Annotated in this window: 21 protein-coding genes and 1 pseudogene; 6 read left to right on the top strand and 16 right to left on the bottom strand. The window is 73.9% G+C overall.

Going from position 1 to position 23294, the window contains the following annotated elements:
* Window positions 1–27 precede the first annotated feature (27 nt).
* The 3 genes from acnA to ACFU7Y_RS15060 all read right to left on the bottom strand — a co-directional run bounded on the left by acnA (window position 28) and on the right by ACFU7Y_RS15060 (window position 4039).
* Window positions 28–2673: an aconitate hydratase AcnA gene (gene acnA / locus ACFU7Y_RS15070; protein ID WP_380768179.1), complete on the bottom strand. Its 2646-nt coding sequence runs from the start codon at window positions 2671–2673 to the stop codon at window positions 28–30.
* A gap of 182 nt (window positions 2674–2855) precedes the next feature.
* Window positions 2856–3011, bottom strand: a complete 156-nt coding sequence (locus ACFU7Y_RS15065; RefSeq protein ID WP_224284168.1) for a hypothetical protein — start codon at window positions 3009–3011, stop codon at window positions 2856–2858.
* Complete coding sequence (locus ACFU7Y_RS15060; RefSeq protein ID WP_380768178.1) at window positions 3008–4039, bottom strand: hypothetical protein; 1032 nt, start codon at window positions 4037–4039, stop codon at window positions 3008–3010. The genes ACFU7Y_RS15065 and ACFU7Y_RS15060 overlap by 4 nt, the downstream gene beginning before the upstream one ends.
* Before the next feature lie 30 nt (window positions 4040–4069).
* On the opposite strand from ACFU7Y_RS15060, the gene ACFU7Y_RS15055 reads away from it, so the two are divergent.
* From ACFU7Y_RS15055 to ACFU7Y_RS15045, 3 genes are all read left to right on the top strand, one after another.
* Entirely contained in the window at window positions 4070–4417 is a 348-nt protein-coding gene (locus ACFU7Y_RS15055) for a hypothetical protein (protein WP_380768176.1), read from the top strand.
* A 226-nt stretch (window positions 4418–4643) separates the two neighbouring features.
* On the top strand, window positions 4644–5063 hold the full coding sequence (locus ACFU7Y_RS15050) for a type II toxin-antitoxin system VapC family toxin (protein WP_224285453.1): 420 nt from the start codon (window positions 4644–4646) through the stop codon (window positions 5061–5063).
* Window positions 5064–5202: 139 nt separating this feature from the next.
* A complete protein-coding gene (locus ACFU7Y_RS15045; protein WP_380768174.1) occupies window positions 5203–5736 on the top strand; it encodes a superoxide dismutase family protein in 534 nt (177 codons plus the stop codon).
* Between the two features lie 78 nt (window positions 5737–5814).
* Here ACFU7Y_RS15045 and argF read toward each other — a convergent pair whose 3' ends face one another.
* The 3 genes from argF to ACFU7Y_RS15030 all read right to left on the bottom strand — a co-directional run bounded on the left by argF (window position 5815) and on the right by ACFU7Y_RS15030 (window position 11326).
* A complete protein-coding gene (argF, locus tag ACFU7Y_RS15040; RefSeq protein ID WP_380768172.1) occupies window positions 5815–6816 on the bottom strand; it encodes an ornithine carbamoyltransferase in 1002 nt (333 codons plus the stop codon).
* Between the two features lie 125 nt (window positions 6817–6941).
* Window positions 6942–9680: a polynucleotide kinase-phosphatase gene (locus ACFU7Y_RS15035; protein ID WP_380768170.1), complete on the bottom strand. Its 2739-nt coding sequence runs from the start codon at window positions 9678–9680 to the stop codon at window positions 6942–6944.
* Window positions 9677–11326, bottom strand: a complete 1650-nt coding sequence (locus tag ACFU7Y_RS15030; protein ID WP_224284696.1) for a 3' terminal RNA ribose 2'-O-methyltransferase Hen1 — start codon at window positions 11324–11326, stop codon at window positions 9677–9679. Before ACFU7Y_RS15030 ends, ACFU7Y_RS15035 begins: the two co-directional genes overlap by 4 nt.
* Window positions 11327–11466: 140 nt before the next feature.
* Between ACFU7Y_RS15030 and dapD the strand changes: the two genes are divergently transcribed.
* Window positions 11467–12471 (top strand): 2,3,4,5-tetrahydropyridine-2,6-dicarboxylate N-succinyltransferase, encoded by a 1005-nt coding sequence (dapD, locus tag ACFU7Y_RS15025; RefSeq protein ID WP_380768168.1) that lies wholly within the window; start codon window positions 11467–11469, stop codon window positions 12469–12471.
* Here the strand turns inward: dapD and ACFU7Y_RS15020 are convergent.
* Window positions 12413–12871, bottom strand: coding sequence for a DUF6087 family protein (locus tag ACFU7Y_RS15020; protein ID WP_380768166.1), 459 nt, complete (start codon window positions 12869–12871; stop codon window positions 12413–12415). The two genes, dapD and ACFU7Y_RS15020, sit on opposite strands and share 59 nt — an antisense overlap.
* A 115-nt stretch (window positions 12872–12986) precedes the next feature.
* Window positions 12987–15143, bottom strand: a complete 2157-nt coding sequence (helR, locus tag ACFU7Y_RS15015) for an RNA polymerase recycling motor ATPase HelR (RefSeq protein ID WP_380768164.1) — start codon at window positions 15141–15143, stop codon at window positions 12987–12989.
* A 434-nt stretch (window positions 15144–15577) separates the two neighbouring features.
* On the opposite strand from helR, the gene ACFU7Y_RS15010 reads away from it, so the two are divergent.
* A complete protein-coding gene (locus tag ACFU7Y_RS15010) occupies window positions 15578–15838 on the top strand; it encodes a hypothetical protein (RefSeq protein ID WP_380768162.1) in 261 nt (86 codons plus the stop codon).
* Here ACFU7Y_RS15010 and ACFU7Y_RS15005 read toward each other — a convergent pair.
* The 6 genes and pseudogenes from ACFU7Y_RS15005 to ACFU7Y_RS14980 form a co-directional block, all read right to left on the bottom strand.
* Complete coding sequence (locus ACFU7Y_RS15005) at window positions 15784–16509, bottom strand: DUF6099 family protein (RefSeq protein WP_224284532.1); 726 nt, start codon at window positions 16507–16509, stop codon at window positions 15784–15786. The genes ACFU7Y_RS15010 and ACFU7Y_RS15005 overlap by 55 nt on opposite strands.
* Before the next feature lie 266 nt (window positions 16510–16775).
* Window positions 16776–17081: pseudogene (locus ACFU7Y_RS15000) on the bottom strand (nucleotide pyrophosphohydrolase); the annotation flags it as partial.
* A 32-nt stretch (window positions 17082–17113) separates the two neighbouring features.
* Window positions 17114–18583: an AAA family ATPase gene (locus ACFU7Y_RS14995; RefSeq protein ID WP_380768160.1), complete on the bottom strand. Its 1470-nt coding sequence runs from the start codon at window positions 18581–18583 to the stop codon at window positions 17114–17116.
* A 70-nt stretch (window positions 18584–18653) separates the two neighbouring features.
* Complete coding sequence (locus ACFU7Y_RS14990) at window positions 18654–19490, bottom strand: putative RNA methyltransferase (protein ID WP_224284534.1); 837 nt, start codon at window positions 19488–19490, stop codon at window positions 18654–18656.
* A 120-nt stretch (window positions 19491–19610) separates the two neighbouring features.
* Complete coding sequence (locus ACFU7Y_RS14985) at window positions 19611–20426, bottom strand: RimK family alpha-L-glutamate ligase (protein ID WP_380768158.1); 816 nt, start codon at window positions 20424–20426, stop codon at window positions 19611–19613.
* Window positions 20423–21328, bottom strand: coding sequence for a RimK family alpha-L-glutamate ligase (locus ACFU7Y_RS14980; RefSeq protein ID WP_380768156.1), 906 nt, complete (start codon window positions 21326–21328; stop codon window positions 20423–20425). Before ACFU7Y_RS14980 ends, ACFU7Y_RS14985 begins: the two co-directional genes overlap by 4 nt.
* Window positions 21329–21532: 204 nt before the next feature.
* On the opposite strand from ACFU7Y_RS14980, the gene ACFU7Y_RS14975 reads away from it, so the two are divergent.
* Entirely contained in the window at window positions 21533–22444 is a 912-nt protein-coding gene (locus ACFU7Y_RS14975) for a GNAT family N-acetyltransferase (protein WP_380768154.1), read from the top strand.
* Between the two features lie 66 nt (window positions 22445–22510).
* Here the strand turns inward: ACFU7Y_RS14975 and ACFU7Y_RS14970 are convergent, their stop codons facing one another.
* Window positions 22511–22939 (bottom strand): fic family toxin-antitoxin system, toxin component, encoded by a 429-nt coding sequence (locus tag ACFU7Y_RS14970; RefSeq protein WP_224284003.1) that lies wholly within the window; start codon window positions 22937–22939, stop codon window positions 22511–22513.
* Window positions 22936–23172 carry a toxin-antitoxin system HicB family antitoxin gene (locus tag ACFU7Y_RS14965; RefSeq protein ID WP_045703875.1) on the bottom strand — a complete coding sequence of 79 codons (237 nt, stop codon included), beginning with the start codon at window positions 23170–23172 and terminating at the stop codon, window positions 22936–22938. The genes ACFU7Y_RS14970 and ACFU7Y_RS14965 overlap by 4 nt, the downstream gene beginning before the upstream one ends.
* Between the last annotated feature and the right edge of the window lie 122 nt (window positions 23173–23294).

The following is a 23294-nucleotide window of genomic DNA, read 5'->3' as shown; positions in this document are numbered from 1 at the left end:
GGCCCCCTCTCAGGCCTGTGCCGGGACTCAGCCGATCAGCGAGCGCAGCACGTACTGCAGGATGCCGCCGTTGCGGTAGTAGTCCGCCTCACCGGGGGTGTCGATGCGGACGACCGCGTCGAACTCCTTGTCGCCGGCCTTGACCTTGACGGTCTTCGGGGTGCGGCCCTCGTTGAGCTCGGTCACGCCGGTGATGGAGAAGGTCTCCTCGCCGGTCAGGCCGAGGGACTCGGCGTTCTCGCCCTCCGGGAACTGCAGCGGCAGGACGCCCATGCCGATCAGGTTCGAGCGGTGGATGCGCTCGTAGGACTCGGCGATGACGGCCTTGACGCCGAGCAGCGCGGTGCCCTTGGCGGCCCAGTCGCGGGACGAGCCGGAGCCGTACTCCTTGCCGGCCAGGACGACCAGCGGGATGCCGGCGGCCTGGTAGTTCTGCGAGGCGTCGTAGATGAACGACACCGGCGCGTCGGCCTGGGTGAAGTCGCGGGTGTAGCCGCCCTCGGTGCCCGGCGCGATCTGGTTGCGCAGACGGATGTTGGCGAAGGTGCCGCGGATCATGACCTCGTGGTTGCCACGGCGCGAGCCGTAGGAGTTGAAGTCACGCTTCTCGACGCCGTTGGCGGTCAGGTACTGCGCCGCCGGGGTGCCCGGCTTGATGTTGCCGGCCGGGGAGATGTGGTCGGTGGTGACCGAGTCGCCCAGCTTGGCCAGGACGCGGGCACCGGCGATGTCGGTCACCGGGCTCGGGGTCTTGGCCATGCCCTCGAAGTACGGGGGCTTGCGGACGTAGGTGGACTCGGCGTCCCACTCGAAGGTGTTGCCGGTCGGGACCGGGAGCGACTGCCAGCGGTGGTCGCCGGCGAAGACGTCCTGGTAGCCCTTGTCGAACATCGCCTCGTCGATGGAGGCGGCCACGGTGTCCGCGACCTCCTGCTCCGACGGCCAGATGTCGGCGAGGAAGACGTCGTTGCCGTCGGCGTCCTGGCCCAGGGCGTCCTTGGTGATGTCGACGTTCATGTTGCCGGCGAGGGCGTAGGCGACCACCAGCGGCGGGGAGGCCAGGTAGTTCATCTTGACGTCGGGGTTGATCCGGCCCTCGAAGTTGCGGTTGCCGGAGAGCACCGAGACGACCGCGAGGTCGGACTCGTTGACGGCGGCCGAGACCTCCTCGGGCAGCGGGCCCGAGTTGCCGATGCAGGTGACGCAGCCGTAGCCGACCAGGTTGAAGCCCAGCTTCTCCATGTACGGGAGCAGGCCGGCCTTCTCGTAGTAGTCCATGACGACCTTGGAGCCGGGCGCCAGGGTGGTCTTGACCCAGGGCTTGACGTGCAGGCCCTTCTCCACGGCCTTCTTCGCCAGCAGGGCGGCGCCCAGCATGACGGAGGGGTTGGAGGTGTTGGTGCAGGAGGTGATCGAGGCGATCACGACCGCGCCGTTGTCGATCTCGTAGGTCGAGCCGTCGGGGGCGGTGACGGCGGTCGGCTTCGAGGCCTCGGCGGAGTAGGTCGGCAGCGCCTCGGCGAACTTCTCGGCGGCCTCGGCCAGGACCACGCGGTCCTGCGGGCGCTTCGGGCCGGAGATCGACGGGACGACGGTGGAGACGTCCAGCTCCAGGTACTCCGAGTAGACCGGCTCGTGCGCCGGGTTGTGCCAGAGGCCCTGCTCCTTGGCGTAGGCCTCGACCAGGGCGAGCTGCTGCTCGTCACGGCCGGTCAGGCGCAGGTAGTTGATGGTCTCGGCGTCGATCGGGAAGATCGCGCAGGTCGAGCCGAACTCCGGCGACATGTTGCCGATGGTGGCGCGGTTGGCCAGCGGGATGGAGCCGATGCCGTCACCGTAGAACTCGACGAACTTGCCGACCACACCGTGCTTGCGCAGCATCTCGGTGATGGTGAGCACCAGGTCGGTGGCGGTGGTGCCGGCCGGCAGCTCGCCGGTCAGCTTGAAGCCGACCACGCGCGGGATCAGCATGGAGACCGGCTGGCCGAGCATGGCGGCCTCGGCCTCGATGCCGCCGACGCCCCAGCCCAGCACGCCCAGGCCGTTGACCATGGTGGTGTGCGAGTCGGTGCCGACGCAGGTGTCCGGGTAGGCCTGGCCGCCGCGGACCATGACGGTGCGGGCCAGGTGCTCGATGTTCACCTGGTGGACGATGCCGGTGCCCGGCGGGACGACCTTGAACTCGTCGAAGGCGGTCTGGCCCCAGCGCAGGAACTGGTAGCGCTCCTTGTTGCGGCCGTACTCGATCTCGACGTTCTGGGTGAACGCGTCCTTGGTGCCGAACTTGTCGGCGATGACCGAGTGGTCGATGACCAGCTCGGCCGGGGCCAGCGGGTTGATCTTGGCCGGGTCGCCGCCCAGCTCCTTGACGGCCTCACGCATGGTGGCGAGGTCGACCACGCACGGCACACCGGTGAAGTCCTGCATGATCACGCGGGCCGGGGTGAACTGGATCTCCTGGCTCGGCTGGGCGTTCTCGTCCCAGCTGCCGAGGGCGCGGATGTGGTCGGCGGTGATGTTCGCGCCGTCCTCCGTGCGGAGCAGGTTCTCCAGCAGCACCTTGAGGCTGTACGGCAGCCGCTCGGAACCCTCGACGGCGGAGAGCTTGAAGATCTCGTACGACTCGTCGCCCACCTGCAGCGAGCTGCGGGCGTCGAAGCTGTTCGCGGACACGACTGACTCCTTCTGGGTGCTTCGTGCGATATCCGGCCGTCACGCGGTGGTAAGGTCAGCCTTACTTAGGCAGACCTTGCCGCATCGCCGGCGAGCGCCTCTCGGCAAGTATCTTGATGTCGAGATATATCGTAAGGGGCAGTTATCTCGATGTCGAGATAAACCATAGTGCATGCCGTGGCTCACTGGTCGTCCGGGCCGCGCCGCTTGCGCTCCAGCCTGATCAGCCAGACCGCACCCGCCACGACCGCGGCCGCCATCAGCAGCACCACCACAAGCTCACCACCGGAACCGCCGGTCGGCGAGGGGGCGATGTCGGCCAGCAGGATCGTCGTCACTCTTTCTCCTCCGTTCGTGCCCGGGTCGCGCCCAGGCCCAGGACCAGCATCAACAACACCGGGAACTCCAGATAGGCGTGGTAGCTCGCCAACGCCGCGTACAGCGACCGGCCCTGGGCGTAGTCCACCGCGAACAGCAGCGCCAGCAGCACGCCGGCGCCCGCGCCCAGCGCCCAGGCCCGGACCCCGCGCAGCGCCGGCACCCGGGCGTCGAAGCGCTCCGCGGCCTCCGGCGCGTACCGGGGCAGGAACCAGACCCAGACCACGTAGTGCATCGTCTGGAGGAAGGCGAACACCGCCAGGAAGCGCAGGCCCGCCTCCGGGGTCAGCCAGGCGGGCGGGGTGTAGGCGGCGGCCAGCCGGTCCGTCCAGCCGCCGGGGCGCTGGGACAGCAGACCGTCCAGCAGACCGCTCAGCAGCAGGGCCGGCACCACCAGCACCCAGCCGGCCTGGAGCGCCAGGAACCCGGCCCGCCCCCGCCGCAGCCGGCGCGACCACTCGGCCAGGAACAGCAGCGGCACCACGTTGTGCAGATGGGCCAGCACCACGAAGTGGTACGCCGGGAAGGCCAGCGAGGCCGCCCCGGCCGCCACCAGCAGCACCGCGCCCGCCGCCAGGAGCCGGGGGCGGCCGCGCAGCCCGTACCGGCAGGCGGCCGCCAGCAGGCCGTACGCGAGCAGGATCTCCGCCGCCTGGGACGCCCGGGAGGGCGGCAGCAGGCGGCACAGCACGATGCCGGTCACCAGTGCCAGCAGCAGCCGCAGCAGCGGGCCGGTCAGGACGGTGGCGAAGCGGCCGGCCACGTAGCGCAGCTCCAGCACGTTGTGCAGCAGGCCGAACGCGGCCAGACCCAACACCGCCAGGCCGGTCGGCGCCCGCAGGGCCGGCACCAGGGCGAGGACGGCCGACAGGGCGAAGCCCGCGAACGGCGCGGCACCCAGCCGGGCGGCCGGGCCGGGCGCGGGCCAGGCGCCCCCGGCCGTGGGTGCGCCGACGTTCGTGGCCGCGCCTGCGCTCGTGGTCGCCACGTTCCCCCTCTTCATGGCACGATCCCCGCCGTGCGCTACCCGGTGGCCCTCGCCCTCACCATGCTGACCGAGACACCCGTCTACACCGTCGCCCTCGTCCGCGTCGGACGGGTCCGCCCCGGACGGGCGGCCGCGGCCGCCGTCCTGGTCAACCTGGTGACGCACCCACTGCTCTGGTGGACCCTCCGGCACTGGACCGACGGGGCGGCGGCAGCGTACTGGACGACCTTCGCGCTCAGCGAGGCGGCGGTCTGCGCCGTCGAGGCGCTGCTGCTGTGCCCGCTCGCCGGTCTGCGCCCGCGCGACCCGCTGACCTGGATCGCCGCCGGCACCGCCAACGCCGTCTCCCTGCTGGCAGGGCTGCTGGCCGGGGGCTGATCGTCACGCGGTTTCCGGGCTCAGGCGTCCGATGAGGCACAGCGGGCGCAGCCCCCACGTCGTCACGGGAGGAGACGGTCCGGCCGCTCCACGACGACGGCCGGAGCGCACCATGCCCGCCGACGGCCTCACCGCCTCACCCGGACCGAACTCACCCGGACCGAAGGGCCGAGAGCCTTCCCGGTACGGTTGGCCGGGTGAGGCGCATGGCGAAGGGGGTCGGCCGGTGATCGTGGTGGACGCGTCCGCGCTGGTGCTGGCGCTCGCCGACGAGGGCCCGCGCGGGGCCGCCGCCCGGGCCGAACTCGCCGCCGACGGCGAGTGGCTGGCGCCCGAGCACATCGTGATCGAGGTGATGCAGTCGCTGCGCGGCCTCTACCTGGCCAAGGAACTGACCGCCGAACGGGTCGCCGAAGTCACCGGCGAACTCGCGGAGGTGGCGGCCCACAAGGTCCGCAAGGTCGAGGTGGCGCCGCTGCTCGGGCGGATCTGGGAGCTCAAGGACAACCTGACCCCGGACGACGCCGCGTACGTCGCGGTCGCCGAGCGGTACGGGGTGCCGCTGGTCACCGCCGACCTGCGGCTGATGCGGGCCAGCGGGCCGCGCTGCGAGATCCGGGGGATCCGGCGCGAGCCGCCCGCCTGAGGCTCGCGGCCCGCACGGGCGGCGGCGCTCCCGGGCGGGGGCGCCCTCGGTGGCGGTGTCCTTCCCGGGGCGGTGTCCTTCCCGGGGCGGCGCCGTTTAGCAGGGGGCCCCGTCGCCCCGCCCCCGAAAGGCCCGACCGATGACCGCTCCGCTCGCCGCCGCCCTGCTGCCACTGGCCCTGCTCGCCCCCGCCGCCTCGCCGGTCACCGTCGTCGAGGCCGACTTCGACCCGGCCACCGCCTTCGTCCCGCCGGCCGCGATCAGCTACGCGAGCGACCTGGTGCCGTACGGCTCGCACGCCCGGATCGTCACCGACCACTCGGTGCCCGGGCGGACGGCGCTCACCCTGACGGCCTCCGGGCTCGCCCCCGGTCACGAGTTCCCGGTGCACCTGCACACCGGCAGCTGCGGGGCCGACCCGGCCTCCTCCGGGCCGCACTACCAGGACGCGGTCGACCCGGTGCAGCCGTCCACCGACCCGGCGTACGCCAACGGGCGCAACGAGCTGCGGCTGGTGCTGCACACCGACGGGCAGGGCCGGGGCAGCGCCACCACCGCGGTGGCCTGGCGGCCGCGGCCGGGCGCGGCCCGCTCGCTGGTGCTGCACGCGGGCACCCCGGCCGGCCCGCACGCGGCGGGCGACCGGGTGGCCTGCGTCAAGCTGGACGGCTGAGGCCGGGCCACCCGAAAAGCCGTCCGCGACCCCCGGGGATCGTCCGCCCCCGGGGGCCGTCCGGAGTCCTCGGGCCGGTCAGGAGCCGAGGGTGGCGACCAGCACCGCCTTGATGGTGTGCAGCCGGTTCTCGGCCTGGTCGAACACGACGGAGTGCGCCGACTCGAACAGCTCGTCGGTGCACTCCAGCTCGGCCATGCCGGTCGCCTCGTACATCTGCCGCCCGACCACCATGCCGAGGTCGTGGAAGGCGGGCAGGCAGTGCAGGAACTTCACGTCCGGGTTGCCGGTGGCCCGGACGGTGTCCATGGAGACCTGGTACGGCGCGAGCAGCTCGATCCGCTCGGCCCAGACCTCCTTGGGCTCGCCCATCGAGACCCAGACGTCGGTGTAGAGGAAGTCGGCGCCGACCACGCCTTCGGCCACGTCCTCGGTCAGGGTGATCCGGGCGCCGGTCGTCTCGGCCAGGGCCTGCGCCGACTTCTGCACCTCCGCGGTCGGCCAGAGCGCGCGCGGGGCGACGATCCGGATGTCCATGCCGAGCAGGGCGCCGGTGACCAGCAGCGAGTTGCCCATGTTGGAGCGGGCGTCGCCGAGGTAGGCGAGGGCGACGTCGGGGAGCGGCTTGACGGTGTGCTCGGTGATGGTGAGCACGTCGGCCAGCATCTGGGTGGGGTGCCACTCGTCGGTCAGGCCGTTCCAGACCGGGACGCCGGAGTACTCGGCGAGCTCCTCGACGACCTCCTGGCCGTGGCCGCGGTACTCGATGCCGTCGAACATCCGGCCGAGCACTCGGGCGGTGTCCTTGATCGACTCCTTGTGGCCGATCTGCGAACCCGCGGGGTCCAGGTAGGTGGTGGTGGCGCCCTGGTCGTGGGCGGCGACCTCGAAGGCGCAACGGGTGCGGGTGGAGGTCTTCTCGAAGATCAGCGCGATGTTCTTGCCGCGCAGCCGGGGCTGCTCGGTGCCCGCGTACTTCGCCGCCTTGAGACCGGCGGCGAGGTCCACCAGGAAGCGGAACTCCTGGGGCGTGAAGTCGAGCTCCTTGAGGAAGTGCCTGTTCCGGAGGTTGAAGGCCATGCCGGGCTCCTGGGGTGACGGGACTGCGGGAAAGCGGCAAGTCTATACGATACTCGGAATTTCTATACAGAGGCAGGGTGGAGGAAGGGAGCCCACGGGGCAACTCCCCTCCTCCGGCGCCACCGTCACAGCCGAGGATCGACCGGCTCCGACTCCAGCGCGAGCACCGCGAAGACCGGCTCGTGCACCCGCCACAGCGGCTCCCCCGCCGCCAGCCGGTCCAGCGCCTCCAGGCCCAGCGCGTACTCGCGCAGCGCCAGCGAGCGCTTGTGGCCCAGCGCGCGCAGCCGCAGCCGGTCGAGGTGCTCGGTGTAGTCCGGGCCGTAGACGATCCGCAGGTACTCCCGGCCGCGCACCTTCACCCCGGGCTGCACCAGACCGCCCGGCCGGCCCTCGCCACGCACCGTGCGCGCCGGCGAAACCAGCGGCTTGACCACCATTCCCTCGCCGCCCGCCGCGGTCAGCTCCTCCCACCAGGCGGTGGCGGCGGCCATCGAGGCCTCGTCCTCGGTGTCCACCAGGATCCGCCGGGTGCGGTGCAGCACCGGCTCCTTCCGGCGCTCCGGGCTTCCCGGGCCGCCGGTCGCGTCGGCGGTGGCGGTCGCGTCGGCGGTGACGTTGGTCGCGGCGGTGGCGTTGGTCGCGGCGGTGGCGGCAGCGGTGTCGGCGGCCACCAGGCGGTCGATCAGGTCCAGGTGCTCGTCGTGCGGGCGCACCGCGAGGTTCACCCCCTCGGCCGCGAGCAGCTGGAACGGCGCGAGCCGGATGCCCGACAGGCCCTCGGTCGGCCAGCAGTAGCGCCGGTACGCCTCGGTGAACGCCCGTGCGTCGGCCGCGCGCCGGCGCTGGCGGGCGGTCAGGTGGGCGAGGTCCAGGCCGCGCCCGGCCGCCCGCTCCAGCGCGGACAGCACCTCCGGCAGGGCGGCGCCCGCCGCCGCGCCGACCGCCGCGTACTGGCGGCGCAGCAGCTCCACCGCCTTCAGCGACCAGGGCATCAGCTCGGCGTCCAGCAGCAGCCAGTCGGTGGCCAGCTCCTCGAACAGCCCGGCGCGCTCGGCCGCCGCCCGGACCCGGTCGAGCACGGCACCGGCCAGCTCCCCGTCGGCGAGGAAGGCGCGGCCGGTCCGGGTCCAGATCGCGCCGGGGCCGGCCACGCCGAAGCGGCGCTCCAGCGCGGACTCGTCCCGGGCGACCAGCACCACCGCGCGCGAGCCCATGTGCTTCTCCTCGCAGACCAGGTGCCGCACACCGTCCGCCCGGTAGCCGAGGAAGGCCTCCTCCGGGTGCTCCAGGTAGCCGTCCCGGCGCGAGGTGGCGCTCGGCGCCATGGTCGGCGGCAGGTAGGCGAGCAGCCGCGGGTCCAGCGCGAAGCGGCTCATCACCTCCAGCGCGGCGGCCGCGTTCTCCTCCCGGACGGCCACCCGCCCGTGCAGCCCGGTCTCGACGATCCGGCGCCCGGCCACGTCGGCGAGGTCCAGCGGACGGCCCTCGCGGGCACCCGGCGCGTCGGTGATCAGCGGACGCACCGGGGCGTACCACTCGCGCTCGGCCCCGACGCTCACCAGCTCGCGCTCCGGGTAGCGCAGCGCGGTCAGGCTGCCGCCGAAGACGCAGCCGGTGTCCAGGCAGACGGTGTTGTTGACGAAGCTCGCGGTCGGCACCGGGGTGTGTCCGTAGACCACCAGCGCCCGGCCCCGGTACTCCTCCGCCCACGGGTAGCGCACCGGCAGACCGTACTCGTCGGTCTCGCCGGTGGTCTCCCCGTACAGCGCGTGCGAGCGGACCCGGCCGGAGTTGCGGCCGTGGTACTTCTCCGGCAGGCCGGCGTGGCAGACCACCAGGGCGCCGCCGTCCAGCAGGTAGTGGCTGACCAGGCCGCGCATGAACGCGCGGGCCTCGGCCCGGAACTCCTCGCTCTCCCCCGCCAGCTGGTCCAGCGACTCCTGCAGGCCGTAGGCGACGGTGACCTTCTTGCCGTCCATCGCCCGGCCGAGCTTGTTCTCGTGGTTGCCCGGCACGCAGAGCGCGTGGCCGGCCGCCACCATGCCCATCACCAGGCGCAGCACGCCCGGGGTGTCGGGGCCGCGGTCGACCAGGTCACCGACGAAGACGGCGGTGCGGCCCGCGGGGTGCGCGGCGTCCACCGGACGGCCCTCGGCGTCCCGGGTCAGGGTGTAGCCGAGCCGGGTCAGCAGGGTCTCCAGTTCGGAGCGGCAGCCGTGGACGTCGCCGACGATGTCGAACGGGCCGGTGAGGTGGCGCAGGTCGTTGTAGCGCTTCTCCAGCTCGATCCCGGCCGCCGCCACCTCGGCCTCGCCGCGCAGGACGTGCACCTTGCGGAAGCCCTCGCGCTCCAGGCCCCGGAGGGAACGGCGCAGCTCCCGGTGCTGGCGGGGGACGACGTGGGCCGGCAGCTGACGGTCCGGGCGGGAACGGTTGCGCTCGGCGCACACCCCCGGCGGAACGTCCAGGACGATCGCGATCGGCAGCACATCGTGCTCGCGGGCGATCGCGACCAGCTGGCGGCGGGCCTCGGGCTGGACGTTGGTGGCGTCCACGACGGTCAGCCGGCCGGCCGCCAGGCGCTTGCCGACGATGTAGTGCAGGACGTCGAAGGCCTCGGCGGAGGCGGACTGGTCGTTCTCGTCGTCGGCGACCAGTCCTCGGCAGAAGTCGGAGGAGACCACCTGGGTGGGCAGGAAGTGGCGGCGGGCGAAGGTGGACTTGCCCGCGCCGCTGGTGCCGATCAGGACGACGAGGGAGACGTCGGTGACGGGGAGGCGGCGGGGGGTGGTGCCGCGCTCGGCCTGCGCCTGGTCCTGGCTCTCGTCGGGTGCGGCGCTCTCGGTCGCGTCGTCGGTCATCGGGGCTCGCCTCCTTCGGGCGTCGTGGTCGTGGTGGTCTCGGTGGGCGTGGTGGGTGTCGCCGTCGTGGTGGGTGCGGTGGCCGTGGTGGGTGCGGTGGCCGTGGTGAACAGGGCCAGCTGCGTCGGGGCGCCGACCTCCTCGTCCTCCGGGCCGACCGGGCGCAGCTCCACGGTGTAGCCGTACGCGGCGGCGACCTTCCCGGCCCAGGCCCGGAACTCCGCCCGGGACCACTCGAAGCGGTGGTCGGCGTGCCGGACGGCGCCCGCCGGCAGGCTCTCCCAGCGGACGTTGTACTCGGCGTTCGGCGTGGTGACCACGACCGTCCTCGGCCGGGCGGCACCGAACACCGCGTACTCCAGCGCGGGCAGCCGAGGCAGGTCCAGGTGCTCGATCACCTCGCACAGCACCGCCGCGTCGAAGCCCTTGAGTCGGGCATCGGTGTAGGTGAGCGCCCCCTGTGTCAGCGTCACCCGGGCGGCCTGACGCTCCGACAGCCGCTCCAGGCGCAGCTTACGGCTCGCCGCCCGCAGCGCCCGGGCGGAGACGTCCACCCCGAGGATTCCGGTGAACCGGGCGTCCTTGAGCAGCTCACCGATCAACTCGCCCTGGCCGCAGCCGAGATCGGCGACGCGGGCGGCGCCGGTCTCGCGCAGCGCATCGAGGATCGCGGTGCGGCGCTGCTCGGCGAGGGAGGGCCCGCGGGGCGGCTCCGGCGCCGGGCCGGCCGCGCTGCCGTCCTCGGGACGCTCCCCACCGTTCGTGTCGGGGCTCGCGCCGGGGTTCACGTCGCCGGGCTCCTCCTCGGGCCGGTCGTCGACCGCGTTGTCGATCTCCTCGACCTCGCGGTCGTCGGCCTCCGCCAGCCGGGCCAGTTCCAGGCGCTCCATCGCGGCCCGGGTCAGCGACCAGCGCCGGGACAGGTAGCGGCGGGTGATCAGGGCGCGCTCCGGGTGGGCCGCCAGCCAGCCCTGACCGGCGGCGAGCAGCTTGTCCACCTCGTCCGGGGCGACCCAGTAGTGCTTGGCGCCGTCCAGGACCGGCAGCAGGACGTACAGGTGCTGGAGCGCGTCGGCGAGCCGTACCGTCCCGGAGGAGAGCGCGATCCGTACGTAGCGGGACTCGCCCCACTCGGGGAACGACTCGTCCAACGGGATCGCCGCCGCCTCGACCTGCCAGCCCAGCGGCTCGAACAGCCGGGCCACCAGGGCCGGGCCACCGCTCTCGCCCGCGCCGTTCGCGGGCACGGCGGGCAGCTCGATCCGCAGCGGGCGGGCCCGCCCGGGCAGTTCGGGGCGAGCCGGGCAGGCGCCCTTCATCGCGGACCGGAACACCGTGCGCAGCGCCACCGCGAGCAGTGAGGACGCGGCGTACGGGCGGTCGTTGACGTACTGGGCGAGCGCGAAGTCGGGCGAGCCGCCGCGCCCCCTGCCGTCGCCCCGACCCTTGCGGACCAGTGCGATCGGGTCGATGTCCAGCAGCAGCGCCGCCGTGCAGACCTCGTCCTCCGCCTCGGGGTAGAAGACGTGGGCCTCGCCGTGCGACGTGGTGAACCGCTGGACCTTGCCGGGGTGCTTGTGCAGCAGGAACCCGAGGTCCGTGGCCGGGTCCTCGGCGCTGCCGGTGGTGGAGATCGACATGAACACCCGCTGAAGTATCGCCCAGTGCCGGGCGCCGGGCACCGGGTTTTCCCGCCCCGCGGGCCGCCGACCAGCACGTCCGGCGGGTGCGTCCGCCCGATGGGCGTGTTCGGCACCGGAGCCCCGCATTGGTTAACGTGCACGGTGTGACTGCTGAATCCACCTCGCTCGAATCCACCTCCTCGGCGAACGGCGCCGTGGCCACCGGTCTGGCCACCATCGCCGCCGACGGCACCGTCCTCGACACCTGGTTCCCCGCCCCCGCGCTGGCCGCCGAGCCCGGCCCGGCCGGCACCGTCCGCCTGACCGCCGAGCAGGCCGAGGCCGAGCTCGGCGCCGGCGCGGCCGAGGCGCTGCGCGCCGACGCGCGCCGCGGCGTCGAGGTGGTCGCCGTGCGCACCACCATCGCCTCGCTGGACGAGAAGCCGCTCGACACGCACGACGTGTACCTGCGCCTGCACCTGCTCAGCCACCGTCTGGTCAAGCCGCACGGCCAGAACCTGGACGGCATCTTCGGTCTGCTCGCCAATGTCGCGTGGACCAGCATCGGCCCCGTCCCGGTGGACAAGGTCGAGCAGGCCCGCCTCGCCGTGCGCGCCCAGGGCGGCCAGCTGGCCGTGTACGGGATCGACAAGTTCCCGCGGATGACCGACTACGTCGCCCCGACCGGTGTGCGCATCGCCCACGCCGACCGCGTCCGGCTCGGCGCGCACCTGGCCACGGGCACCACCGTGATGCACGAGGGCTTCGTCAACTTCAACGCCGGCACCCTGGGCACCTCCATGGTCGAGGGCCGGATCAGCGCGGGCGTCATCGTCGGCGACCACAGCGACATCGGCGGCGGCGCCTCGATCATGGGCACCCTGTCCGGCGGCGGCAAGCAGGTCGTCTCGGTCGGCGAGCGCTGCCTGCTCGGCGCCAACGCGGGCATCGGCATCTCGCTCGGCAGCGACTGCGTGGTCGAGGCCGGTCTGTACGTGACCGCCGGCACCCGGGTCACCACCCCGGACGGCACGGTGGCCAAGGCCGTCGAGCTGTCCGGCCAGGACAACCTGCTGTTCCGCCGCAACTCGCAGAGCGGCGCGGTCGAGGTCATCGCCCGCTCCGGCTCCTGGGGCGGCCTGAACGCCGACCTGCACACCCACAACTGACCTGCGGACAGAGGCCGTTGGGGTCCGGCGCCGAGTGGCGCCGGACCCACTCGCATCTCGCGGTCCGGTCGCAGGTGGGCTGGGCCCCACCCGCGCGGGCCTCAGGGCTTGCGGTGGTGCCCGGCGTCTTCCTCGGCCGCCGCGTCGGGCGCCCGGGCCGCGACGCCCCCGCACCCTCGATCCCGTAGAGGATCCGCTGGGCGGCGCAGTCCTCGGCCACCGTCCCCGGCAGCCGCCGGTAGCCGTCCCAGCGCACGATCAGCCCCGGCTCGCCTGGCGCCGCACGGGCGCCCCGGTGCCGCCCGCCCGCGAGCCGCACCGCCGCCGACTGTCCGGCCGACCGTAGCCGTTGCTTCCGCCCGGCAGCCCATGACGCCGACGGTTCCTGCTCGTCCGTCACCCCGGTCCGACCTCCCGACGCCACCGCCCGACACCCGCGTCACTCGACCGGGCGACGCGCGTTCCAGCCCCTCCGCTCCCTCCTTCCGCGCTTCGCTCCCTTCGCCGTCGCCTCCTCACGAGCTCCTGAGGACCACCAGCCGCTGGGTCGCCCTGGTCATCGCGACGTAGCGGTCGACCGCTCCCTCCACACCCCCGCCGAACGCCTCCGGATCGACCAGGGCGACCAGGTCGAACTCGAGGCCCTTGGACAGCTCCGGAGTCAGCGACCGGACCCGCGGCCGCGCCTCGAAACCGGGGGCACCGATCACACAGGCGATCCCCTCGCCGTGCTCGGCGAGCCAGCCGTCCAGGACGGTGTCCAGCTCCGCCACCGACCGGTGCTCGACGGGGATGCCGCTGCTGCGCACGGAGGTCGGCACGTTGGCGTCCGGCAGCGCGGCCCGGATCGCGGGTTCGGCCTCGGCCATGACCTCCTCCGGCGTCCGGTAGTTGATGCTCAGCGAGGCCACCGTGTTCCGGTCGAGCCCGATCCGCTCCAGCCGCTCCTGCCAGGACTCCGTGAAACCGTGCCTGGCCTGCGCGCGGTCCCCGACGATGGTGAAGCTCCGGGACGGGCAGCGCAGCAGCAGCATCTGCCACTCCGCGTCGGTCAGCTCCTGGGCCTCGTCCACCACGATGTGCGCGAACGGCCCGGCGAGCGGCTCCGGATCGGCGACGGGCAGGGCGGTCTCGTCGACCAGGGTGTCCTGGAGGTCGCGCCCGCGCAGCATCGTCACCGCGCCCTCGCCGTCGTCGTCGGCCTGTAGCAGGTCGCCGATGACGTCGGCCATCCGCGCGCGTTCGGCGGCGGCCGCGGCCTCCCGCCGGCGCCGGCGCCCCTCCGCCTCCGGATCGCCGAGCCGCTGCCGGGCCGCGTCCAGGAGCGGCAGGTCGGACACCGTCCAGGCCTGGGGCGCGTCCTTGCGCTGAAGTCTGCGGACCTCCTCGGGGGCGAGCCAGGGCGCGCACATCCGCAGGTAGGCGGGCACCGACCAGAGGTCGCCGACCAGGTCGGCCGCGTCGAGCAGCGGCCAGGCCCGGTTGAGCGTCTCGGTCAGCTCCCGGTCCTGTCGCAGCGACCTGCGGAACAGCTCGGGCGAGACCCCCTCGTCCTCGTCCAGCTTGTCCATCAGGATCGTGGCCAGCTCCTCCCAGATCTGTTCGCGGGCCTCGTTGTGCGGGGTGCCCGGGTCCGGCGCGTCGAACGCGTCGGACCAGTCCTCGGCGCTCAGCCAGAGGTCGGCCCAGTGGGTGGTCACCTCCATGCCCTCGGTGGGCGGCTCCTCGTAGAACCGGACGGCCTTCTCGATCGCCTTCACCATGTCGACCGAGGACTTCAGCCGGGCCGCCTCCGGGTCGGTCTCGGCCCCGGCCTTCGCCCCCTCCACGACGAGGTCCCGCACGGTGCAGGTGCGCACCCCCTCCTCGCCGAGGCTGGGCAGGACGTCGGCGACGTAGGCCAGGTAGGGCTGGTGCGGGCCGACGAACAGCACGCCGCCGCGCTGGTGGCCGAGCCGGGGGTCGGAGTGGAGCAGGTACGCGGAGCGGTGCAGCGCGACGACCGTCTTGCCGGTGCCGGGGCCGCCGTCGACCACCAGGGCGCCCCGGGACCCCGCCCGGATGATGGCGTTCTGGTCGGCCTGGATGGTGGCCAGCACGTCCCTCATCCGGGCCGAACGGTTGCCGCCCAGGCCGGCGATGAACGCGGACTGGTCGTCCAGCGCGGCGTGCCCCTCCAGGGCCTCGGCGGTGAACACCTCGTCCCAGTAGTCGCCGATCCGGCCACCGGTCCAGCGGTACCGGCGCCGGCTCGCCAGGCCCATCGGGTCGGCGTGGGTGGCCGCGAAGAACGGCTCGGCCGCGGGCGAGCGCCAGTCGACCAGCAGCCGGCGCCCCTCGCTGTCGGTGAGACCGAGCCGCCCGATGTACACCGGCTCCGGGTCGTCCGCGAGGACGACCCGCCCGAGGCACAGGTCCAGACCGAAGCGGCGCAGGGCGCGCAGCCGACCGGTCAGCCTGTGCACCTCGATGTCCCGGTCCATCGCCTCCCGGCCGAGGCCGCCCGGCGCGCGGCGCAGCACGTCGAGGCGGTCGGACAGCTCGGCGATCGACTGCGACAGGCTCTCCGCAACGGCCGCGAAGTGCCGTTCGTCCTCGCCGATCAGCGCCGGGTCGGCCTTGGCGGCGAGGCGGGCGGGAAGGTCGAACGCACTGGTGGTCTGGCGGTTCATGGCATCAGCTCCGATCTGAGGCCTGCGATTGTGCGCCACCGCGGGGGCCTTGCCGCAAGACCCCCCATGCGCTATACGTTGAGAGTGGCAAGGGGTGGGTTCTCCCCCTTCTTCTTCCTCCTTCTCCTCCCCGGGCGTGCTCGACCGCGCCTTGTTCCGCGTCTCCGGTCACGCCCCGCTCCGCGTCGCCCGGGGTCGCTCCGCGCCTAGCCGAGGCCGCGCCGTGACGGCAACCCCGGCTCACCCGGGAGGCTTACCGCGCAGCGGAGTTGGACCGCATCGGGTGGTGTCCGGGTGACGGCATCCGGAGCGGTTCGTTGGGTGCTACGGCGGGGGTGGGTGCCCCGGTGGCGGGCAACTGCCACCTCCCGCCGTGCGGTCCGAGCCACCGTCGGCCGCTCCACACCGCACCACCGATCCGAAGAGGTCCCGTCATGTCCGAACCATCTGCCACGCCGCAGTTCCCGAGCAGCCCGACGGGCTCGGCCGACGGCACCTCGGCCGGACCCGCCACTCCCAAGAGCCTGCTGGAGCAGATGCAGGAACTGCTCGCCTCCGTCACCGCCGACCTCGCCGAACTCCAGGGCTCCGGCTCCGGCTCCGGCTCCGGCTCCGGCTCCGGGAGCGCCGACTCCACCACCTATCCGACCGGCACGGACACCTCCGAGACCTCGGACGCGCCGGGCACGCGGTAGCCCGCCGCCTGCTCCTCCTCGGCCGGCCCGCCCCCACCGGGCGGGCCGCCGCCGTCCGGGGGACCACTGCCGGAGGGCGAGCCGCTGCTGCTCGCCGCACCGCCACCACCCGGTGGGCCGGCTTCGCCCGGCGGGCCGAGCCGGACCACCAGTAACGGCGCCCCGCCACCCACCGGCTCTCGCTCACGCTCCGCCCCGCCGAGCGCCGCGGGCTCCGTCTCCCCGGACCGGACCGCCGCCTCACGCAGCCGCCCGGTCAGGTCCTTGCACTCCGACACCGCGTCCACACCGTCGATGCAGGTCCAGTAGAGGCTCTCGGTGTCCGCTCCGCAGGCCAGCACCACCAGCGTCTCCCCGACCTCCTGGAGCAATCCGTCCAGCGCCCCCAGGGCCGGCGCCAAGTCCCCGAGGTCGGTGAGCCGCGCGGCCCGGCCGCCGCTCACCAGGGCCGCCCGGAGGACGGAGCGGTCCAGGCAGACCGCCGCGTGGGCCCCGGCCTCGGACAGCTGCTGCCCCAGCCCGGTGAGCTCCTCGTCCTCCGACTCCGCCAGCCTGGCGCCCACCGCCTCGGTGAGCAGCGCGGCCTGCCGCGCCTCGGCCAGCACGTCCGGTACGTGCCTGGCCTCGGCCAGGGCGTGCCGGGCCGTCTTGATCAGTCGCAGCGCCTCCATGGCCACCGCTCCTCCCGCTCGCTGTCGCCGTCGGCCCTGGCCGCCGGAAGGGGCGGCCCGAGCACTGACGGCTGGTCACGGCGAAAGCGTGCGAGCAATGGCCCGAGTGCGCATCCACGTTGTCAGAAGCTGTGGACAAGTCCCGGGTTGTGGATAACTTCCGTCCCTCACAAGGGTTGGTCGTCCACGTCTGAGTTGACGAAAGCCGCATTTTCAGCGGCCGGGTCGGCCTCGACCGTCTCCCGGTCGGCACCGGTCGTGTCCACCGGCACCGGGAAGCGACGCTCGTTCCGCTCGATCTTGGCCGCCAGTGCCTCCAACGGATCCACCCCGACCGCCGTGCAGAACTGGAGCAGGTACGCCAGCACGTCGGCGACCTCGTCGCGCACCCGGTGCGCGCGCTCCGGATCGGACATCACCGCGGCCGCCTGCTCGGGCGTCAGCCACTGGAAGATCTCCAGCAGCTCCCCCGCCTCCACGCTCAGCGCCGCCGCCAGGTTCTTCGGCGTGTGGAAGGGTTCCCACCGCCGGGCCGCCGCGAAGTCCACCAGCCGCTGCCGCAAGGCCTCCACGGTGGGCTCCGCCGGCCCCGTCGCTCGTTCGCTCACCCCTCCAGGTCTACCGCATCGCGGCTCGCCGCCCCACCGCCGGCCGGGGACGCCCCACCACCCTCCGGGGATTCGGCCGGCCCCTCCTGCTCCGCCGACGGGCCGTCGCCCGCCGACGCACGCCCGTCCGCACGCCCGTCCACCCCACCGGCCGCTTCCCCGCGCCCACCCTGGGCCGGCACCCGCGCCGCCTCCGGCCGCAGCACCGTGAACCCGGAGTCCGGATCCCGCCGGCACTCGACCAGTACCGCCCCGCCCCCGGGCGCGCCGCCCAGCGCCTCCCGTGCCGCCGCCGGCTCCTGCACGGCCGCGACCACCCGCAGCTGGCTGCGCTCCGCCATGTCCCGCGCCAGCCGGAGCAGTCCGGCGGTCTGCTCGGCGGAGAGCCCCGCACCCAGGTCCTCGGCCAGCACGGTGAGCTGCCGGTGCGCCCAGGGCACCTCGGCGGCCACGTCGAGGTCGAGCACCCCGGCCCCGGTCAGCAGCACCGCGGAGAAGGCGAGGTGGCGCAGCATCCCGTCGGAGGCCTGGTCGGCCCCGGTGCGCCCGAGGACGCCCTCGTCGAAGACGGCGAGGACCCGCCGCACGCCCGCGCTCTCGCGCTCGGCCAGGGTGAGCCCGAGCAGCGGGTGCGGTGCGGCGGCCTGCAGGGCTCGCAGCAGCTGCCCGTACCGGCGCGGGCACTCGTTGCTCAGCCGGGCGACGACGGCGGAGATGTTGGCGGCGTTGCTGCGCAGCCGGGCCTGCTGGTCGGCCCGGGCCCAGCCGCGCATCAGCGCGGGGACGGGGTGCAGCGGGAAGACCTCGCGCAGCGCGGTGAGCAGGTCCTCGGTGGCGGCGAGGACGAGGCACTCCCCGGCCGACGAGCCCGCGACCCGCAACGGCAGCTGCGCGGTGATCATCGTGCCGCTGGGGAACGGTGCCCGGATGTCGCCCTGGCGGGTGTCGTTGTGCCAGCAGACGTTGACCCGCCGGTTGCGGACGTCCTGCTCGCCGGTGTCCATCAGGGTCCGGCCGTCGAGGGTGAGCGACTCCCGGGCGATCCGGACCGGGCCGCCGGTGCGGATCACCACGTCGAGCCGGATCAGGCCGTGCGGCGAGCGGACGGTGCAGCCGAGGATGATCGCGTCCCGCCCGTGCGGGACGCACCCGTCCAGACCGCCGCGGACGGGCCCGGCGAGCGGGCCGGTGCGTTCGGGCAGCCCGTCCAGCGAGTCGGCGATCTCCTCGCCGAGGGCGAGCCGGGACAGCACGGCCAACGCGTCGAGGGCGTTGGACTTGCCGACCCCGGCGGGCCCGTGCAGCACGGTGAGGGGCGCGAGCGGCAACACCGCACGCCGGTAGGACTTGAACGAGGTGAGCCGGAGCTCCTCGACGGTGGGGCGCGGCACGGGCGGCCGGTCGGGCCCCGGGGCGGCCGGTCGGAGGTGGGCCGGCCCTGCGGGCCTGGTGGCGTCGCGGTTCACCCATGGGACGTTAGCCGCAGGCCGACCGGCAGAAACGTACCTTCAGCGCAGATTCATCCCAACGTGGCGCTCAGCGCAGGTACGCGGCCACCGTCACCGAGGCCGTCACCTCGACCGGCTCCGGCAGCTCCGCGAGCGCGGCGCCGAGCCGCTCCGGGTCGGTGTGCCAGGCGCTCGGCCCCATGCCGACGACGGTGCGCACGTCCTGCGGGCCGAGCCGCAGGGTGAACTCGACCTCCCGCCGCCCGGCCGGCTCCAGGTACGGCCCGAGCTTGTCGTCGATCCGCCGCTGCTTCTCCTCGTCCACCGACAGCAGCCCCAGCGCGTCCACGAGTTCGCGCAGGTGGCGGGCGGTCGGAGAGACCAGCAGCAGGGTGCCGCCGGGGCGCAGCACCCGGCGGATCTCGGGCCCGTTGCGCGGGGCGAAGACGTTGAGCATCAGCTCGGCCGAGGCGTCCCGCAGCGGCAGCGGGCGCCAGGCGTCGCACACCACGGCGCCGATCCGGGGGTGCGCCCTGGCGGCACGGCGCAGCGCGAACTTGGAGATGTCGAGGGCGGCGCCGACCGTCCCGGGCAGGGCGTCCAGGACGTGCGCCAGGTAGTGGCCGGTGCCGGCACCGAGGTCGGCGACCAGGCCGCCGGACTCGCCGGCGACGTCGGAGGCGGCCTGCGCCAGCGCCTCGGCGATCGGCCGGTAGTGCCCGGCGGCCAGGAAGTCCGCGCGGGCCGCGACCATCTCGGCGGTGTCCCCGGTGCCGGTGTGGGCGTCGCCGGCGAGGAGGCTGACGTAGCCCTGCTTGGCGAGGTCGAAGCTGTGCCCGGCCGGGCAGCGCAGGCTGCGGTCGTGCCGGGTGAGGGCCTGCGCGCAGTGCGGGCAGGCCAGGTAGCGCTCGATGTCCTGGAGCAAGGTTCCGTCTTCTCTCGCCGTACGCCCCGGCCGGTCGGGGCGCCAGCCAGCCTAACGACCTCGGCGGACCAGACGCCCCGGGCCACCGCCCCGGCAGCACCCGGCAACCCCCGGCAGGACCTACCTCGTCCCCCTCCCGGGCCCGAGCCCCGCGAGCGCCCGGCCCCGCTCCGCCCCGACGCGCAGCGCCAGCGCCACGAGCGCCTCCGGCGCACCGGGCCGCCCGCGGACCCCGGGAAAGGCGTTGACGTCCACGATGACCGGCTCGGCGGGCCCGTCGAGCAGGTCGACCCCGTACACGTCCAGCCCGAACACCTCGCCGACGCGCAGCGCGAGCGCGGCCCGCCCCGCGGACGGCTCCCAGTCCTCCGCCCGCCCCGACTTCCCCGTGCCGGTGGCCAGTTCGGACTGCCGCCGGGCCGCGAACACCTGCCCGTCGACCACCCACAGCTTCTGGTCCCAACCGCTCCCCGGGACGAACGGCTGCGTGACGACCGGCTCCTCGGGCCAGCACTCGGCGAGTTCGCGCAGCCGGGCCGGGCCGTCCACCCGGGCGACCAGGTCGTGCCGCCTGCTGTGCCGGCTCTTGACCACGAACGGGTAGGCCGGATCGACGAGTTCGCCCAGCCGTCCGACCGCGTCCGTGGGCGCGAAGGGCAGCCCGGCGGCGCGGGCGAGGTCGGCCATCCGCACCCGGTCCTGGCACAGCTCGGTGGCCGCCGCCGAGTTGACCACCGGCGCGCCCCTCCGCTCCAACTCCCCCGCCAGCGCCAGCGCCTGCGGCGTACGCGCCTTGAGCAGGTAGACGTCCGCGAGCCCGCCCACGGGCCCCGCGGGCGGGACGGCCGCCACCTCGTGCCCCTGCCTCACCAGCAGTTCGGCGGCCGCCGCCAGCACCGGATGCCCCGGGTCGCCGGTGATCAGCCCGACCTTCACAGCAGCTCCCCTTCGCCGAAGCCCAGGTGCCCGTACGGATCGCCGCCCGCGGGCACCAGTTCGGCGGGCCCGCCGGGCACCGACACGGCCGTCCCGCTGCGTGCCAGCCGCAGCACCGCCCGGGCGACCCGGGCCACCGCGTCCGGCACCTGCCGGAAGCTCGGGAAGTCGTTGACGTCCACCACGACCGGCCCGTCCGGCCCCAGCAGCACGTCGACCCCGTACAGGTCCAGCCCGAACACCTCGCCGACCTGCGCGACGATCCGCGCGACGCTCCCCGGCAGCGGCACCTGCCGCTCGCGCACACCCTGCCCGGGGTGTAGCGGGGAGGAACGTTCCGTCGCGAACAGCTCGCCGTCGACGCAGTACACCTTGAGGTCGGTCCCGGAGTTGGGCACGTACGGCTGCGCGATCAGCAGCCCCTCCCCCGCCAGCTCCGGCCCGACCTCCAGCAGTTGGCCGGGGTCGCGCACCAGCCGCACGGCGCGCCCGGAGCTGCCGTCGGCGGGCTTGACCACCAGCGGGTACTCGGCGGCAGGGATCTCCGCCAGCCGCTCCCAGCGCGCGGCCGCGTACGTCACCGGGACGGGCAGGCCGCGGGTGCGGCCGATCACCGCGGCGAGCGCCTTGTCCCGGACCCCCCGGATCGAGCGCACGTCGTTCACCGTGGTGAGGCCGACGGCGGCGGCCGACTCCAGCAGGGTCAGCCCGGGCCCGCCGGACACGGTCTTGAGCACCCAGGCGTCGTGGCTGCCGGCCCGGACCTCCTCGGAGATCGCCAGCAGCGAGTCCCCGGGGCGCAGCACGTCCACCCGGTGCCCCCACGCGGTGAGTTGGCGCGCCACGTCGAGTGGCATGCCGTCGTGCCGGTAGTGTTCCTCCACCAGAAAGCAGAGCCTCATGGGCCTGTCTTCCCCCTTGCCTCGCCTCGTGCAGACGTCCGCCGTCCCCCTCGGCAGAGCTGTAAAGGCTTCAGCATGCACGCCGTGTCCGCACAAGATCGCTGCGAGCGGGTAAGCGTTCGGCAACAATCGGCCCCCGAGGCGTGACCGGAGGACCGGACCGCACGCGAAAACGGGTGGCACCTCGCCCCCGCCCCTGCTTGGATGCGGGCCGTGACTCCTGCCGATCATGCTCCCGACCGCCTCCTGCTCGACGAGATCGAGACCTACTACGACGCCGTGCCGCGCAGCGCCGCCCGTACCGAGGACTTCGGGCCGCTGACCCTGTTCGTCCGCGACGGGGCCGGCTGGCCGTACTACGCCCGCCCGGCCCTCGGCCACAACGGCCCGGCCGCCACCGCCGGGGACGTCCGCCGGGTGCTGGATCGGCAGCGGGAGCTGGGCGTGCCGGAGGCCTTCGAGTGGGTGGCCGAGCAGAACCCGGAGCTGCGCGCGGCGGTCGAGGCGGCGGGCCTGACGGTGCACGAGCACCCGCTGCTGGTGCTGGGCCCGCAGGACGAAGCGGCCCCGGCGCCCGAGCTGCCGGAACGGGTGGAGGTCCGGGTGCTGGCGCCGGATGCGCCGGAACTGGCGGCCGCCATCGCCGTCCCGCACCTGGCCTTCGCCGAGCCGGGCACCGCCGTCGGCCCGGCCGGCACGGCCGAACTCGCCGAGAGCGCGGCGACGCTGACGGTCGACGGCACGGTGGAGCGGATCTCCCGTCGGATCACCGCCGGCACCACCGTGCTCGCCGCGGCCCTGGAGGACGGCACGGCGCTGTGCGCGGGCCAGCACAACCCGGTGGGCCCGGTCACCGAAGTGGCCGGGGTGGGCACGCTCCCGTCCGCGCGCCGTCGCGGGCTGGGCCTGGCGGTCACCGCGGCCCTGGTCGCGCACGCCCGGGCTAACGGGGTGCGGACGGTGTTCCTGTCCGCCGCCGACGAGGACGTCGCCCGGATCTACCGCCGGGCCGGCTTCCGCGCCTTCGCGACGGCCCTGATCGCGGAGCCGCCCGCCCAGCAGGAGACCGGTGACCAGCAGAAGGCCGCCGCCCCGCAGGAGGCCGCCGTCCAGTAGAACCCCCTCCGCCCGGCAGGAGCCCGGCGCGCAACGGCCCGGGGAGCCCCGACGGGGCGGCGACGGTCAGTCGTCGTCCTCGTCCTCCTCGTCCGCCCCGGTGACGCCTTCCCCCTCCGCCTCGTCCACCACCCAGGCCGCCAGCCTCTCGGCGACGCCCGAGACCCCGAGCCGCCCCTCGCGGATGGCCCGGGAGAGGCTGCGCACCTCGCGGGCGGTGGTGGCGACGGTGCAGCCGCTGGCGACGAGATAGGCGTAGGCGACGGCGGTGGCGAAAAGTTCGTTGGTCTTCTCCAGCGCGGGCACCCGGATCAGCTGGTGCATCAGCGCGGCGGCACGGTCCTGTGGTTCGGGGTAGACCGCGATGTCGAATATCTCGGCCTGATGGCGGGTGACCGCCGCGAGCAGCGAGCCGTAGTCGGTGACCTGCGGGTCACCGGGCGTGTACTGCTCGGCGGTCATGAGCAGCCACGAGAGGTCGACCTCCAGCTTCAACGGCGCACGTCCTGGAGGTCGCCCGGCTCCCCGAACTCGGCGAGGAAGGCCGTCTCGTACTCCTTCATGAACTGCGCAGCCGCGTCCACGAAGGCCCGTCCGGACTCGCCCATGTCCTGTTGGACCAGGCGCTCGATGTACTGGTTCATGCTGATCCCCTGCTGCTCCGCCCGTTCCCGGGCCATCTCGGCGGTCGTGGCGTCGACCCGCACGTTCAGCTGCTTCTTACCCATGCCGCTCAAGCTAGCGCTCAAGTGCTAGCACAACAAGGGCGTGCGCACACCGCCCGCACACCTGCCGCACGCCGCCGCGCAACCCTGCCGTCACCAGGACGCCGAACGGGCCGGGCCCGTTG

This window comes from Kitasatospora sp. NPDC057542 (genome assembly GCF_042801945.1).
GTDB lineage: Bacteria > Actinomycetota > Actinomycetes > Streptomycetales > Streptomycetaceae > Kitasatospora.
This window is presented reverse-complemented; position numbering and strand designations above follow the sequence as displayed.